At 72.2% G+C, this 17,110-nt stretch carries 3 protein-coding genes; 1 reads left to right on the top strand and 2 read right to left on the bottom strand.

Annotated features, from left to right (window positions below; translation table 11 throughout):
- The first annotated feature begins 140 nt into the window (after positions 1-140).
- Complete coding sequence (locus AC3A57_RS19620; RefSeq protein WP_487580449.1) at positions 141-1,100, top strand: JmjC domain-containing protein; 960 nt, start codon at positions 141-143, stop codon at positions 1,098-1,100.
- Between the two features lie 25 nt (positions 1,101-1,125).
- Here the strand turns inward: AC3A57_RS19620 and AC3A57_RS19615 are convergent, their stop codons facing one another.
- Together AC3A57_RS19615 and AC3A57_RS19610 are read right to left on the bottom strand one after the other, a co-directional pair.
- Complete coding sequence (locus AC3A57_RS19615) at positions 1,126-2,472, bottom strand: thioesterase domain-containing protein (RefSeq protein WP_487580448.1); 1,347 nt, start codon at positions 2,470-2,472, stop codon at positions 1,126-1,128.
- A complete protein-coding gene (locus AC3A57_RS19610) occupies positions 2,469-17,066 on the bottom strand; it encodes an amino acid adenylation domain-containing protein (RefSeq protein ID WP_487580447.1) in 14,598 nt (4,865 codons plus the stop codon). The genes AC3A57_RS19615 and AC3A57_RS19610 overlap by 4 nt, the downstream gene beginning before the upstream one ends.
- Between the last annotated feature and the right edge of the window lie 44 nt (positions 17,067-17,110).

The raw sequence follows: 17,110 nt of genomic DNA, 5'->3' as shown, positions 1-17,110 counted from the left end.
GCCGTTGTCGGAAAACGGCATTGCAGACGTACCAGACGGCAAGAAGACCAGACCTGCCATACAGTCGGCCCGGTGCGATCCGTGGCGATCGCCGCCCATCCATGCAATCCTTCGCTACTCCCGATACCGCTGAGGCCAGGATGACCACGACGGAATGCGCGCGCCTGTTCGAGGGCCTCGTCGCCCCGATGTCGGCGCAGGAGTTCAAGGCCAGGGTATGGCCCGGCGAGCTGCACGTTTCGCACCACCCCAAGCCCGAGCTGGCGCCGTTGCTGGCGCAGCCCGAGCTGCGCGACATCGACGCCTTCTGCGCAGCCGGCAACGACGGCGGGATCCATATCAACTACACCCGCGAAGAACGCTTCCGGATCGAGCTGGACGCCGACCCGGCCCATGCGGTCGCGCAATTCCATGCCGGCAATACCATCCAGATCCTCGACCTGAAGACCGACGAGATCCGGCGCTGGCATCGCGCCTTGGACGCGTCGCTCGGATTGATCCCCGGCACCACCGTGGTCAACGGCTTCACCTCCCTGCGCGGCAAGGGCATTCCCTGGCATTGGGACTCGCAGGAAGTGTTCGTGGTCCAGGTCCGCGGCCGCAAGCTGTGGCACGTGGCGCCCAACGACTACGTCGACTGGCCGACCATCAACGGCATGCCCACCTCGTCGCCGTCGCGTGAAATGGCCATGCAACTGAAGGCGCCGGCGCCGATCCGCGAGCCGGAACGCTGGCAATCGGTGGAAATGCTGCCCGGCTCGGTGATGTACATGCCGCGCGGGTACTGGCACAAGGTCGAGCAGAATCTGGAAGAAAGCCTGCACCTGGTGCTGCAGGTGCGGTTGCCGTCGTGGCGCGACCTGTTCCGCTTCATGCTGGACCACGCGCCGCCGCTGTACGGCCTGGACTGGCGGCGGCCGACTTCGGCGCTGAGTCCGGAAAACCTGGCGACCGCGGCGCCGCGCGAGTTCCAGGAACGCCTGGACGCGCTGAGCCAGCTGGCCGGCGGCGGCGGCCTGATGGCGATGGCGCAGCAGTTCTCCAGTCTCATCGACGGCGGCGGCCTGTACAAGGACATCGCCCCGGAAAAGAAGTACTGAGGCTGCGGCGCGCGGCGCGCCGCTCTCAGTCCCCCAGCCCCAGGCGTTCGGCCAGCGCATGCGCATGCCGGCCGCGGATGCCGGTCATGTGGTTGCCGCCGCCGCGGATCAACTGCACCCGCGGCGCGTGCCGCAGCCAGCCCGCATGCATCTGCAGGGCTTCCCGGTCGTTGCCCTCGGCGTCGAGCTCGGGATCGGGCATGTGCACCACCCGCAGCACACCGTCGTAAACGCCCGCCGGCTGATAGCTCGTGCGCAGGCAGGCGGCGAACATGCGCAACGCGCCCAGCATCGAGGCGGGATCCGACTGCGCGGGCATCAGGCCGACCTCGGCCATGCGCCGGTGCACCAGTTGCATCCGTGCCGAGGCCGACAGCGGCCGCAGGCCGGCCGCATCGATGCCGAGCGGGCGTTCGCTGGACAGTTGCACCAACTCGACCCAGCGCACCAGCACGTCCAGTTCGTCGCATTCGGCCATCGCCGGGTCGGCGGTCGGCGGCCTGGAGTCGAGCAGATCCACGCTGGCCACGGTCCGGCCCAGCCGGCGCAGCATCAAGGCCACGGCGAACGCGATCCAACCGCCGAAGGAATGGCCGACCAGACGGATCGGCCCCTGCGGCGCGGCCTGCAACGCCTGCGCCAGGATCGAAGCCGCCGCCGTCTCGACCGTGGTGCACGGCGGCGCGATGCCGTCCAGGCCGCGCGGCTGCATGCCGAACATGCTCGCTTGCGGATGCGCCGCCTGGGCCAGGTCGAGCAGGCTGACCACACTGGCGCCGGCGCCGGGAATGCAGAACACCGGAGCGCGCAGGGGACCGCCGTTCTTGAGCGGAATCGACTGGGTCGCCGGCGGCGGCGGCCGCAGCCGCGGAGCGGCCGCGGCGGCGGCCACCCAGGTCGCGACGTCGCGCTCGTGCGGTGAGCAGCGCTGGGTCGGCAGCAGCGTCGGCTCCGGCGCCGTCCATGCCTCGCAGGCCGCGCGCAGCCGCTCGGCCGCGGCCAGTTCCTGCGCTTGCGGCGCCCACGCCGGTAAGGCCGCATCGGGCACCGCGGCGACGCTGCGGACCGGCAGGTCGCAGCCGAGCATTTCCAGTGCCAGCGCCTGGGCCAGGGCGCCCGGCCGGTCGCCCAGGCCGACCAGGATCCACTCGCCCGCCCATCCGCGCTGGCGCAATCGGGCCAAGACCGCCTTGGCCATGCCCGGCAGGGTCGTCGCCGAATCCTCGCACGGCACCCGAACCGTCTCGATCGGGTTCGTTTCGATCCGATCTGTTCCGATCCGATCTGTTCCGATCAGGTCTGCGCCGCCGATCTCGATCGGCACCGCCGCGCGCTCGTGCAACAGGACCATCATGCCGTCGGTTGCGTTCATGCGACCACCTCGTCCCTGGGTTGCGTCGTTCCACCGTCGCTGTCGTGTTCGCCGGCGTGTTCGGCGCCGATCGCGATCGTCGCCAGCGGCCGCTCCGGATCGCGCCCCAGCGCATCGATCAGATTCGCCATCGCGGTCTGCACCATCGCGCAGACTGCGGCCGGATCGATCCCCGCCACGCACTGCACGCTGACCACGAAGCCATGGCCGCCTCCCTGGTCGTCGACCGATACCGCGACCGGGTAGTTGGTGCGCTCCTCGCCGAGGATCAGCTCGATGCCTTGCCAGGTCTGCCGCGCGCGCGCCAGTTCCTGCGCATCGCCGATCGGACTGTGTCGATAGTTGAACAGGGTGTTGAACAGCGCGGTGCGCGCGCCGGTCGGACTGCAGCGCTGCGCCAGCGCCAACGGCGCCTGCTCGTGGCCGAGGATCGCGCTCAACTCGGCGAACGCCAACTCCACCGCCCCGCGCAGGCTCAGGCCCTGCAGGCGCAGGCGCAGCGGCAGGGTGTTGATGAACACCCCCAGCGCGCGCCCGGAGCCGCGCACGCCCTGCAGACGGCCCGACAGCACGGTGCCGAACACCACGTCGTCGCTGCCGGTCAGCGCCGACAGGCAGCGCGCCCAGGCGAGATGGAACAGCACCGCCGGGGCCACCCCCAGCCGCTGCGCCGCCGCGCGCACGCGTGCGGCCAGGGCCGGGGCCATCGGCTCGTGCACCGCCGCCACGCTGTGCCCGCTGCCGCGCACTTCGGGCACGCCGAAGACGATGGTCGGTGCGGCCAGGCCGGCGAAACGCTGCTCGAAATAGCGCCGTTGTTCGGCCGCCGACACCGACCGCTGGGCGGCGATGAAGTCGCGGTACGGCGCCGGCGGCTGCAGCAAGTCGGCACGGCCGCGCAGCAGCAGGTCGACCTCGCCCAGGATCAGGTTCTGGCTGACGTGGTCGCTGATCATGTGATGGACCAGGATGGCCAGCAGCCAGCCGCCGTCGGGATCGCGCGCGTAGCGCGCTTCCAGCAAGGGCGCGACGCGCAGGTCCTTGCGCGCGACGCGCGGGTCGGTGAGCCGGAACATCTGCTCGACCGGGTCCTGCGCCGGATCCAGCGCCAGTTCGATCGCCGGCAGCGCGGCGCGCCGCTGCACCACCTGCACCGGCTGCAGCAGCGATTCCCAATGCACGCCGGTGCGCAAGGCATCGTGCCGGTCGATCACTCGCTGAAGATGGGCCAACAGGCCGTCCAGGCGGGCGCGCTGGTCGATCCGGACCACATAGCGCAGCAAGTAGGGGTCGCCCTGCTCTTGGATCAAGTGATGGAACAAGATGCCGGTCTGCAGCGTCGCCAACGGGTAGACGTCCTGGATATTGTCGGCCCCGCCCGGTACCGCGGCGACCACCGCATCGATGTCGGCCTGGTCGATGTCCACCAGCGGCAGCAGCCCGGGCACGATCCGTTGCGGGCCCGCCTGCAACGGATTGGGCGGCGCGCTGGCGGCGGCCGCGTCGCCGGACGTCGCCGCGACCGCGCGCGCGGCCAGTTCGGCCAGCCGCGGAACCGCGAACACGGTCTGCACGTCCAGGGCGATGCCCTGCTCGCGCAGGCGTTCGATCATGCCGACGATCATCAGCGAGTGACCGCCGAGTTCGAAGAAATGGTCGTCGCGGCCGACCCGCTCGATGCCGAGCATGGCCGACCAGATCGCGGCGATCGCCGTCTCGACCCCCGGCGCCGGCGCGACATAGGCGCTCGCGCCGGCGGCGGCGGTCGCTGCCGGCAGCGCCGCCCGGTCCAGCTTGCCGCTGGTCGACCAGGGTATCGACTCCAGGGCGACGAACGCCGCCGGCAGCATGTACTCCGGCAGGCGGGCGGCGAGCGCATCGCGCAGGCCGCGCGAGTCCGGCGCCAGACCCGCCTCGGCCACCACATAGGCGACCAGGCGCGGCTCGCCGTCGCCGTCGCTGCGCACGGCGACGGCCGCATCGCGCAGGCCGGGACAGGACAGCAGCGCCGCCTCGATCTCGCCCAGTTCGATCCGATAGCCGCGCAACTTGGCCTGGCCGTCGTCGCGGCCGAGGAATTCCAGGTGCCCGTCGTCGCGCCAACGCGCGCGGTCGCCGCTGCGGTACCAGCGCCGTCCTTCGGCGTCGCGCAGGAACCTCTGCGCGCTCAGCTCGGCGCGGTCGAGGTAGCCGCGGGCCACCCCGTCGCCGCCGATCCACAACTCGCCGGCCGCGCCGACCGGCGCCGGCTGGCCGTAGACGTCGACCACGCGCACGCGCACGCCGGCGATCGGCCGGCCGATACTGCCGTCCCAGGCCTGCGGCACGGCCGCGCAGTCCAGCGCCTGGGCGGTGGCGTAGACGGTCGCTTCGGTCGGCCCGTAGGTGTTGAGCCAGCGCGTCGCCGCCGTCGCCGGCAATGCCCGCCACTGCGCCAGGGCCGCCGGCTCGGCCTTCTCGCCGCCGACCACCACCAGGCGCAGGTCCGGACCGATTCCCGGCCGTTCGCCGACGCCGCGGCCCAACGCCTGCACCCAGCGATGCCAGAACGCAGTCGGCAGATCGGCCACCGCGATCCGCTGCTCGCGCAGGAACCGCTCGAACTCGGCATCGGGCGCGACCAGCGCCGCAGGACGCACGACGATCGTGGCGCCGGCCCACAGGGTCGGGAAGATCTCTTCCACCGAGGTGTCGAAACTGCACGAGGCGTAGTGCATGACCCGCTCCGCCGGCGCCAGCGCGCATTGGGCGATGTGGTTGCGGATCAGGTGGACCACGTTGCGGTGTTCGACCACCACCCCCTTGGGTCGCCCGGTCGAGCCGGACGTGTAGATGACATAGGCGGCATCGGCGGCGGACGCGGCAGCGACGAAGTGCGGCACGGCGGCCGGATCGACGGCCGCGCAAGCCGCATCGACCGTCAGCAGCGGCGCAGCGGCGATGCCGGCCAACCGCTCCGCGGCTGGCGCATCGACGATCAGCGCGGCCGGACGGCAGTCGGCGAGCACATCGGCGATGCGCGCGTCCGGATACGCCGGATCGACCGGCACGTATGCGGCCCCGGCCTTCAGCACCCCCAGCATCGCGACGATCTGGTCCGCACCGCGCGCCATGACCAAGGCGACGTAGCGGCCCGGACCCGCGCCCAGCGCGCGCAGGCGCCGGGCGATGCGTTCGGCACGGTCGTCGAGCTCGGCATAGCTCAGGCGCCGTTCGCCGTCGACGATCGCCTCGGCCTCGGGGCACAGTCGCGCCCGCGCTTCCACCCCGGCATGGACGGTCGCCGGCGCGTCGTCGTCGGCCGGCGCCGGGCCCTGCTCCCAGCCGCGCAGCCGCTCGGCCTCATCGGGCGCGGCGAGCGGATGCGCGGCAGCGTCGGCGTCCGGCTGCGACGCCAGCACCGCGATCGCCTCGCGCAGATACCCGGCGATGCGCCGCGCCTGCGCCGGCGACAGCCGCAACGGATCGACGATGACCTGCAGCAGCAACCGCCCGCCAGTGTGCGAGAACGACACATCGAGCGGATAGCCGGTCCACTCGTGCACGCTGGAACCCAGCAGCTTGAGCCCTGCCCCGTCCAGGGCTTCGTAGGCATGGAAGTTGACGTAGTTGAAGATCGACTCGAACAAGGCTTCGCCGCCCTGTTCGCGGTGCAGGCGGAAATACGGGTAATAGCGATGCTCGATCGCTCCCAGCTCGGCCTGGCGCACCTGCAGCGCGAGCTCGCGCCAACTGCGCGCATCCAGCTGCGTCCGCAAGGGCAAGGTGTTGAGAAACAGTCCCAGGGCGCGATCGCCGTCGACCGTCTCCGGACGCACGTTGGAGACCAGTCCGGTGGCGATGTCGCGGCTGCCGCATAGCGCGGCCAGCACGCGCAAGTGCGCGGTCAACAGCAGCGTGCGCACCGGCACGCCCATGGCATGGGCGAGCTCGCGCAGGGCGCGTTCGTCGCCGGCGGCGATCTCGGTCGCCTCGGCATGGTAGCCGGCGCGCGCGTGCGCGCTGCCGTCGTGCGCCGGCAGCGCGTTGCGCTGGAAACCGGCCAGCGCGTCGCGCCAATATTGCGCCTGGCGCGGGTCCAGCAACGCCGCCTGTTCCAGCGCCACCGCATCGGCCGGCGAGGCGCGCAAAGGCTGCGGATCGACCCGATCGATCGGTTCGATCGGTTCGATCGGTTCGATCGGTTCGATCGGGTCGGCCGCGCCGGCCTGCTCCAGCCTGCGCAGATAACCGCCGAACAGCTCGGTCTGCATCAGCGCCACGCTCCATCCGTCGAGGATCGCGTGGTGGAAGCTCATCGTGTACTGGATCCGACGCTCGTCCAGCCGGTGCACGAGCACGCGCCACAGCGGCGGCCGTTCCAGGTCGAAATCGCGACGGCGCTCGCCGGCGACGAAGTCGGCCACCGCGGCCGCGCGCTGGCCGGAGTCGTGCGCGCGCCAGTCGATCACCTCCAGCGGCACGGCCGCCTCGGCGTGGACCAGTTGCAAGGGCTCGCTGTAGCCGCCGTGGACGAAACCGGTGCGCAAGGCCGGATGGCGGCGCAAGACCGCCGCCAATGCGGCGCGCATGCAGGCTTCGCTCCAGCGCGGCAGCTCGAGTTCGTAGCTGAAGACGTCGTGGTAGGCGCCCTCGGCATGCGCCAACTGGGCATGGAAGATCATGCCCTGTTGCAACAGCGTGGCGGCATACGCCTGTTCGATGCCGGCCGGCAGGCGCGCGGCGTCGGCCTCCGTCAAGGGCCGCGGCCGCGGCCGCTCGTCGGCGTCGGTATCCGCGCTCGTGTCCGCCGCGCCGCCCAAGCCGCACGCAAGTTCGGCCACGGTCGGGCTGCGGAACAAGTCGGCGATAGCGAACGCCAGACCGCGCTCGCGCGCCTTGGCGACCACCGCGATGCTGCGGATCGAGTCGCCGCCGAGTTCGAAGAAGTTGTCGTGGCGGCCGACCTGGGCCACCTCCAGCACCTGCGACCAGATCTGCGCCAGCGCCCGCTCCGCCTCGCCCTGCGGCGCGGCGTAGGCGCGCTGCACGTACGCCGACGCTCCCGGTTCCGGCAATCGGCTGCGCTCCAGCTTGCCGTTCGCGCTCAGCGGCCACTGCGCCACCGCCACGTACGCCGCCGGCACCATGTAGTCCGGCAGGCGCGCGCCCAAGGCCTGGCGCAGCTCGGACGCCTCCAGCCGTTCGCATTCCACATACGCCACCAGCCGCGGCTCGCCGCCGTCGGACCGCGCGCACACCACCGCCTCGCGCACGCCCGCGCACTGGCGCAGCGCGCTCTCGATCTCGCCCAACTCGATCCGGAACCCGCGCAGCTTGACCTGGTAATCGTTGCGCCCCAGGTACTCCAGCACGCCGTCCTCGCGCCAGCGCGCCAGGTCGCCGGTCCGGTACAGCCGATCGCCGGCCGCGAACGGGCTGGCCAGGAACCGCTCCGCGCTCAGCTCCGGACGGTTCAGATAGCCGCGTCCGACCTGCACCCCGCCGATGTACAACTCGCCCGCCGCGCCCAACGGCAGCGGACGCATCGCCTCGTCCAGCACGTACATGCGCACGTTCGGCGCCGGCCGCCCGATCGGCACCGCGCCCCGGTCTTGCGCCGTGCAGGTCCACCAGGTCACGTCCACCGCCGCTTCGGTCGGGCCGTACAGGTTGTGCAGCGCCACCTGCGGGTACGCCGCCAGGAACCGGTCGCGCAGTTCGCCGCTCAGCGCCTCGCCGCTGCACAGCACCGCGCGCACCCCGGCCAGCGAACCGGCCGGCGCGTGGCGCAGATACGCCTCCAGCATCGACGGCACGAAGTGCAGCACGCGGATGCCGCTGCGCTGGATCAGCTCGCCCAGGTACTGCGGATCCTGATGCCCGCCCGGCCGCGCCAGCACCAGCCGCGCGCCCGCGTTCCAGGTCAGGAAGAACTCCCACACCGACACGTCGAAGCCGAACGGGGTCTTCTGCAGCACCACGTCCTGCGGTCCCACAGCGAACGCCTCCTGCGCCCATTGCAGCCGGTTGCAGACCCCGTCGTGCTGGTTCATCGCCCCTTTCGGCGCGCCGGTCGAACCGGAGGTGTAGATCACGTAGGCCAGGTGCTGCGGCGTCAGGCCCAGCGCCTGCGGGTCGGGGTCGGTGTCCAGCGCCGACCAGCCGGCCGGCCGGTCCAGGTGCAGCAACGGCGTCTGCGCCAGCGCCGCCGCGCCGGCGGCGTCGGCCAGCACTTGCCGCGGCGCGCAGTCGGCCAACATCGCCTGCAGCCGCTGCGCCGGCAGCGACGGGTCCAGCGGCACGTAGGCCGCGCCGGCCTTGAGGATGCCGAGCAGGCCGACCGCCAACTCCAGGCCGCGTTCGGCGCACAGCGCGATCCGGTCGTCCGGCATCGCGCCCTGCGCCAGCAGGGTGTGGGCCAGGCGATTGGCGCGCGCGTTCAACTCGCCGTAACTCAGCGACGCGCCTTCGAACTCCACCGCCACCGCGTCCGGCGCCTTGCGCGCCTGCGCCTCGAAGCCGGCGTGCAGGCTCGGCAGCGGCGGGTAGCCGCGCTGGGTCGCGTTGAACGTTTCCAGCAACAGCGATCGTTCCGCCGGCGGCAGTACGCCGTCGGCGCTCTCGCCGCCGGCCAGAGCCTCCAGCGCCGTGCGCAGATAGCCGATCAGGCGCTGCGGATCCGCCGCCCGCGCGGAGTGGGCGCACTGGGCCAGGATCGAGAAGCCCTCCTCGGTGTCGTCCACCGCGATCGCGATCGGGTAGTTGGTGCGTTCGCCGCCGGCCACCAGGCGCATGCCTTGCGCCGCCAGGGCGGCCGCGGCGCGCGCGTCGGCGGCTTCGCCGCGGCGGTAGTTCAGCAGGCTGTTGAACAACGGCGTCGGCGGCGCGACCGCGCTGCAGCGCTGGGCCAACGACAGCGGCGCCTGCTCGTGGGCGAGCAGCGCGTTCAATTCGTCCTGCATGCGGCGCAACGCGGCATCGCCATCGCGGCCGCCGTCCGCGCCTTGCCCGTCCAGCCGCACCCGCACCGGCAAGGTGTTGATGAACACCCCCAGAGCGCGGTCGGAGCCGGCCACGCCCTGCAGGCGGCCCGACAGGACCGTGCCGAACACCACGTCGTCGCGATCCGCGCATGCGCCCAGCACCTGCGCCCAGGCCAGGTGGAACAGCGCGGCCGGCAGCACGCCGGCACGCTGGGCGCGGGCGCGCAAGGCCCGAGACAGATCCGCCGGCAGGCGCTCGACGGCTTCGCGCAATGCGCTGCCGTCGCCGCGGACGTCGTTCGCGCCGAACGGCAAGGTCGGTTCGGCGAGGTCGGCCAGACGCTCGCGGAAGTAGGCCTCGTGCGCCTGCCGCGGCACTGCCAGGGTGTGAGCGATGAAGCGCCGGTACGGCAACGGCGGGGTCAGTTCGCCGGCCCCGGACAGCAGCGCCAACACCTCGCGCATCATCATCGCCAGGGTGACGTGGTCGCAGACTGCGTGGTGGGCGAGCAGCCCGAGCAGGCATTCGCCGCTGTCGGCCGCTTGCACCCGATGGGCCGCGAGCAGCGGCGCACGGTCCAGATCGAGTCGGGTCCGGTCCGGATCGGTCGCAGCCAGCAGGTGCGCGGTAGCGGCCTGGCGGTCGGCCAGGCGGCCATGGTCGATGCACGGCAGGCGCGCCTGCCGGCGGACCACCTGCAGCGGCGCCTCCAGGCCTTGCCAATGCAAGGCCGTGCGCAGGATGTCGTGGCGATCGATCACCGTTTGCAGCGCGTCGAGGAAGGCCTCGGCCTGTTCGGCGCCGTCGAAAGCGATCGCGGTGCGCAGCAGGTAGGCGTCGCCGCTGCCGCCGAGCAGATGATGGAACAGGATCCCTTCCTGCAGCGGCGCCAGCGGGTAGATGTCCTGCACGTTGCCGGCGCCGCCTTCGACCGCGGCGACCATCGCATCGATGCGAGCCTGGTCCAGCGCGACCAGATCCAGCATCGTCGGTTCGATCCGCAGCGCATCGGCCGGGATGCCGCTGCCGTCCGCCGCAGACGGGTCCGTCGCTTCGGCGCCGCCGGCCAACCGCAGCCGGCTCGCCATCCGCGCCAGCGACGGCATTTCGAATACCGCGCGCACGTCCAGGGCATGGCCGGCCTGGCGCAGGCGTTCGATCAACGCGATCGCCGACAGCGAATGCCCGCCCAGTTCGAAGAAAGAATCGTGGCGGCCGACCGCGTCGACCGCGAGCACCTCCGTCCAGGCTTCGGCCAGCACGGTCTCCTGCGCGCCGCTCGGCGCCTGGTAATCGCGCCGGATCGCCGCCGGCCCCTGCGGCGTCGGCAGCGCCGCGCGGTCGACCTTGCCGTTGGCGGTCAGCGGCAGCGCCTCGAGGACCGAGAAGGCCGACGGCATCATGTAGTCCGGCAGGCGCGCGGCGAGCCGCTCGCGCGCGGCCGCGGCCGACCAGGACGCGGCATCGGCGGGTACGACGTAGGCGACCAGACGCCGGTCGCCCGGCGCGAACTCGCGCACTTCCACCACCGCCGCGTCTACATCGCCGGCGTCGAGCAACTGGGCCTCGATCTCGCCCAGCTCGATGCGGAAGCCGCGGATCTTGACCTGACTGTCGAGGCGGCCGAGGAATTCCAGCTGGCCGTCGCCGCGATGGCGGGCGCGGTCGCCGGTGCGGTACATCCGCGCCTGCGCGCCCGGCGCGACGAAGGGGTCGGCCAGGTAGCGCTCGGCGGTCAGCGCGTCGCGGCGGAAGTAGCCCGCGCTGAGGCATTCGCCGCCGATGTACAGGTCGCCGGCGACGCCTTCGGGCACCGGGTTGAGGTCGGCGTCGAGCACGTAATAGCGCGCGTTCTGGATCGGCCGGCCGTAGGGAATGCTGGCCCAGGCCGGATCGACGCGCTCGATCGGAAAGTAGTTCGACCACACCACCGCCTCGGTGGCGCCGCCCAGGCCGATCGGCCGGCAGTTCGGGAACGCGGCGCGCAGCGCGTCGGGCAGTTCCAGCGGGATCCAGTCGCCGCTGAAGAACGCCAGCCGCAGCCACGGCGATTGCACGCCGTCGCGCAGGTAGGGCAGCAGTTGCGCGAACACCGCCGGCGCCGAGTCCCAGAAGCTGATCCGCTCCTCACGCAGGATCCGCACCAGCGCGCGCGGGTCGGCGACCTCTTCGCGGGTGGCGACCCGGACCCGGCCGCCCGCCGCCAGGATGCCGAAAATGTCGTACACCGACAGATCGAAGCACAGCGAGGTGGTGAACAGCAGGGTGTCGTCCGCACCGACGCCGAAACTGCGCTGGACCCATTCGAACAGGTTGATCGCCGGGCGATGCTGGACCATCACGCCCTTGGGCAGGCCGGTCGATCCGGAGGTGTAGATCAGGTAGGCGAGCTGATCGGAGACGATGCCGAGCGCGGCCGGGTCCGGGTCGTGCTCGGGATAGCCTGCGACTGCGTCTTCCTGGTCCAGGCGCAGCACCTGCATCCGCTCGGCGGCCGCGCCGAGCGCGGTCGGATCGTCGAGCAGGCCGCCATCGGCCAGCAGCGCGACCGGCGCGCCGTCCTCCAGCATGTAGGCCAGGCGTTCGGGCGGATACCCCGGATCCAGCGGCAGATAGGCGCCGCCGGCCTTGAGGATGCCAAGCAGCGCGGCGATCATCCTCGCCCCGCGTTCGGCGCAGATCGCCACCCGATCGCCCGGGCGCAGCCCCATCGCCAGCAAGCGGTGGGCGATCCGGTTGGCGCGCGCGTTGAGCTCGCCGTAGCCGCAGCTGCGGCCGTCGGCGATCACCGCGACCGCGTCCGGACGCAGCCGCGCCTGGCGCTCGAAACCGCTGTGGATCAGGTCCTCGCGCCGGTACGGCACGGCGGTGTCGTTGAACGCGTCGACCAGCCGCGCACGCTCGGCCGCCGGCAGTACCGGCAAGGCGTGCGCGGGCGTGGAATCGCCGCTCTCGACCGCGCTCAGCAGGCGCTCGATCGCGCAGGCGTAGCGTTCGGCCATCGCCGCGGCGTCGATTCCGGGCGCGCACATCGCCACCAGGCCGATGGCATGGCCGGCCAGGTCGACCGACAAGGTCAACGGATAATTCGAGCGCTCGCGTCCGGCATGCACGCGCACCCCGGGCAGGCCCGTCCCTGCGCCGGTCGGTTCGGCGCCATGGCGCACGTTGAGCAAGGCGGTGAACAGCGGCAACGGCGCCTCGACGCTGCTGCAGCGCTGGGCCAGGGCTAGCGAAGCCTGCTCGTGGCGCAGCAACTCGGCCAGCGCCTGGCGGGTGCGCTCCACCAGCGCGGTGGCGTCGCCGTCGAGCGCGATCCGCAGCGGCAGGGTGTTGATGAACACGCCCAGCGCGCGCGCCGCGCCGGCTTCGCGCATGCGTCCGGACAGCACCGAGCCGAACACCACGTCGCGGCGGCCGGTACAGGCGGCCAGGGTCATCGCCCAGGCCGCATGCAGGAACGCCGACAGCGGCACGCCGCGCGCGCGCGCCAGGCGGTGCAGGCGCAACGCGACCTCCTCGCGCAGGGCCAGGCGCGCCTCGACCGCGGACGCGCCGGCATCTCGCGCGTCCACAATCCCGAACGGCGCGGTCGGCTCTTCGACCTCGCCCAAAGTGCGGCGGAAATACGCCTCGTGCCCGGCGCTGCCGGCCAGGCGCGCGCGCGCGACGAAGTCGCGGAACGGCAGCGCCGGCGGCAGTTGCGCGGTCCGTCCCGCCAGGCGCAGGCCGATTTCCTCGACCACGCCGGCCAGAGTGATGTGGTCGCTGATGAAGTGATGGTTGACCAGCGCCAGCAACCAGCCGCCGTCCGCGTCCGGCATCGCGTAGGCGCGCAACAGCGGCCCCTGGCGCAGGTCCAGGCGCAGCCGGGCCGGATCGGTGTGCGCTTCCAACGCTTCGCGCGGGCTGCGGTCCGCGGCCGGCGTCAGCTCTTCCAACGGCAGCGCTGCCCGCCGCAGCACCACCTGCACCGGCTCCGGCACGCCCTCCCAGCACGCCACCGTGCGCAGCACGTCGTGGCTGTCGACCGTCGCCTGCAACTCGCGCAGGAACGCATCCAGCCGCGGGCGGTCATCGAAGCCGAGCACCGTGCGCAGCAGGTAGGCATCGCCCTGGCTCTGCAGCAGATGATGGAACAGGATGCCTTCCTGCAGCGGCGCCAGCGGATAGATGTCCTGGATGTTGCGCATGCCGCCGGGCACGGCCGCGGCGATCGCATCGATATTGGCCTGGGTCAGCTCGACCAGCGGCAGCATCGAGGGTTCGATGCGTTCGGCATCGGCGGGGATCCGGTTCGGCGGAACCGCGACGACCGGTTCGGATCCGGCTTCCGCGGTCATGCGTCGCGCCAACGCGGCCAGCTCCGGGGCCGCGAATACGTCGCCGACCTGCAATCGCCAGCCGGCGCGCGCCAGCGGCTCGACCAGGCGCAGGACCCGCATCGAGTCGCCGCCGAGTTCGAAGAAGTTGTCGTGGCGGCCGACCTGGGCCACCTCCAGCACCTGCGACCAGATCTGCGCCAGCGCCCGCTCCGCCTCGCCCTGCGGCGCGGCGTAGGCGCGCTGCACGTACGCCGACGCTCCCGGTTCCGGCAATCGGCTGCGCTCCAGCTTGCCGTTCGCGCTCAGCGGCCACTGCGCCACCGCCACGTACGCCGCCGGCACCATGTAGTCCGGCAGGCGCGCGCCCAAGGCCTGGCGCAGCTCGGACGCCTCCAGCCGTTCGCATTCCACATACGCCACCAGCCGCGGCTCGCCGCCGTCGGACCGCGCGCACACCACCGCCTCGCGCACGCCCGCGCACTGGCGCAGCGCGCTCTCGATCTCGCCCAACTCGATCCGGAACCCGCGCAGCTTGACCTGGTAATCGTTGCGCCCCAGGTACTCCAGCACGCCGTCCTCGCGCCAGCGCGCCAGGTCGCCGGTCCGGTACAGCCGATCGCCGGCCGCGAACGGGCTGGCCAGGAACCGCTCCGCGCTCAGCTCCGGACGGTTCAGATAGCCGCGTCCGACCTGCACCCCGCCGATGTACAACTCGCCCGCCGCGCCCAACGGCAGCGGACGCATCGCCTCGTCCAGCACGTACATGCGCACGTTCGGCGCCGGCCGCCCGATCGGCACCGCGCCCCGGTCTTGCGCCGTGCAGGTCCACCAGGTCACGTCCACCGCCGCTTCGGTCGGGCCGTACAGGTTGTGCAGCGCCACCTGCGGGTACGCCGCCAGGAACCGGTCGCGCAGTTCGCCGCTCAGCGCCTCGCCGCTGCACAGCACCGCGCGCACCCCGGCCAGCGAACCGGCCGGCGCGTGGCGCAGATACGCCTCCAGCATCGACGGCACGAAGTGCAGCACGCGGATGCCGCTGCGCTGGATCAGCTCGCCCAGGTACTGCGGATCCTGATGCCCGCCCGGCCGCGCCAGCACCAGCCGCGCGCCCGCGTTCCAGGTCAGGAAGAACTCCCACACCGACACGTCGAAGCCGAACGGGGTCTTCTGCAGCACCACGTCCTGCGGTCCCACAGCGAACGCCTCCTGCGCCCATTGCAGCCGGTTGCAGACCCCGTCGTGCTGGTTCATCGCCCCTTTCGGCGCGCCGGTCGAACCGGAGGTGTAGATCACGTAGGCCAGGTGCTGCGGCGTCAGGCCCAGCGCCTGCGGGTCGGGGTCGGTGTCCAGCGCCGACCAGCCGGCCGGCCGGTCCAGGTGCAGCAACGGCGTCTGCGCCAGCGCCGCCGCGCCGGCGGCGTCGGCCAGCACTTGCCGCGGCGCGCAGTCGGCCAACATCGCCTGCAGCCGCTGCGCCGGCAGCGACGGGTCCAGCGGCACGTAGGCCGCGCCGGCCTTGAGGATGCCGAGCAGGCCGACCGCCAACTCCAGGCCGCGTTCGGCGCACAGCGCGATCCGGTCGTCCGGCATCGCGCCCTGCGCCAGCAGGGTGTGGGCCAGGCGATTGGCGCGCGCGTTCAACTCGCCGTAACTCAGCGACGCGCCTTCGAACTCCACCGCCACCGCGTCCGGCGCCTTGCGCGCCTGCGCCTCGAAGCCGGCGTGCAGGCTCGGCAGCGGCGGATAGCCGCGCTGGGTCGCGTTGAACGTTTCCAGCAACAGCGATCGTTCCGCCGGCGGCAACAGCTCCAGCGTCTCGACCGGCCGCGCGGGATCGCGCGCCATCTCCAGCAGCAGGCGTTCCAGGCCGCCGAGCCAGCGCTCGATGCTGGAACGGCGATACAGGTCGGCGTCGTAGCTCAGTCCGCCGGCGTAGCCGTCGGCGGTCTCGCTCAGATTCAACACCAAGTCGTGACTGGCGGTGTGTTGCTGCAGCGGGAATTCCTCGATGCGCAACTCGCCCAGGCGCAACGCCGTCGATGGCGTGTTGTTCAGGGATACCAGAGTCTGGAACAAGGGGCCGTGGCCGAGCGCGCGCTGTGGCCGCACCGCATCGACGATGCGGTCGAACGGCACCTCCTGGCGCTCGAAGCAGGCCAGCAGCTCCTGGTGCACGGCGCCAACCAGGGCCTCGGCGGTCATGCCGTCGTCCAATCGCGTCCGCACCGGCAAGGTATCGACGAAGAATCCGATCAGCTGTTCCAGTTCGGTGCGCGGCCGGTGCGCGACCGGCATGCCGACGACCAGGTCGCGTTGGCCGCTCATCCGCGCCAGCATCAGGTTCCAGGCCGCCAGGATCGCCGCGAACGGCGTCGCCCCGCAGCGCGCGGCCAACCCGCGCACCGCCGCGCTCACCGCCTGCGGCCAGCGCACCTCGACCCGCGCGCCGCGATGCCGCGCCACCGCCGGGCGGGCGAAGTCGCCGGCCAGGGTCGACAGCAGCGGCGCGCCGTCCAGCGCCTGCTTCCATGCCGACAACGCGGTCTCGAAGGCCGCTCCGTGTTGCCGGCCGCGCTCCCAGGCGGCGAAATCCGGGTATTGCAGCGCCAGCGGCGGCAACGGATCGGGACGACCCTCCAACTGCGCCGCGTACAAGGCCGCGACCTCGCGTACCAGGATGCCGACCGACCAGCCATCGCTGACGATGTGGTGCTGTGTCAGCACCAGCACATGGTCTTCCTCGCCCAACCGGATCAGGCGCGCACGCACCGGCGGCTCGCGCTGCAGATCGAACGGCAGGCCCGCTTCTTCGCCGCACAGGGCCTGCAGCCGCGATTCGCGCTCGGCGTCGGCGGCGTCCGCCAGGTCGGACCGGGCCAGCGCGAACTCGGCCGGGGCGGCGATCGTCAGCTCCGGCTCGCCGTCGCGGTCGCGGATGCGGCTGCGAAGAATCTCGTGCCGTGCCGTCACTCCGCTCAGCGCCGCCTGCAGCGCCTCGCTGCGCAGCGGCCCGAGCAGGCGCAGCGCGGCGCAGATCCGGTAGGCATCGCCGGCGCCGCCATCGAGGCGGTGCAGGAACCACAGCCGGCGCTGGCCCCAGGACAACGGCAGCGCGCCGTCGCGATCGATCCGCACGATGGCTGCATCGCCCGCTTGCGTCGGCGCTTCGCCCGCGCGCAGGCGCTTGAGCGCGACCGCGCGGCGCAAGGCTTGCAGCCGCTCTTCGGCCTCGTTCGCGGGCAGGCGGTCCGCGCCCTGCCCCTGCCGTCCCTTGCCGCTTGCGTCGCTTCGATTCTGCGTCATCGCCTCGATTCCATTACGTCGTCGGTTCCACGTCCATTGCCTGC

The organism is Lysobacter sp. Soil_C_15 (assembly GCF_057657315.1).
The sequence above is the reverse complement of the archived record's forward strand: the minus strand, read 5'-3'. Positions and strand labels throughout refer to the sequence as shown.

Excerpts from the sequence above, each read along its gene's own strand:
- AC3A57_RS19615 (WP_487580448.1), bottom strand. The coding sequence starts at position 2,472 with ATGAACGCAACCGACGGCATGATGGTCCTGTTGCACGAGCGCGCGGCG.
- AC3A57_RS19610 (WP_487580447.1), bottom strand. The coding sequence starts at position 17,066 with ATGACGCAGAATCGAAGCGACGCAAGCGGCAAGGGACGGCAGGGGCAG.
- AC3A57_RS19620 (WP_487580449.1), top strand. The coding sequence starts at position 141 with ATGACCACGACGGAATGCGCGCGCCTGTTCGAGGGCCTCGTCGCCCCG.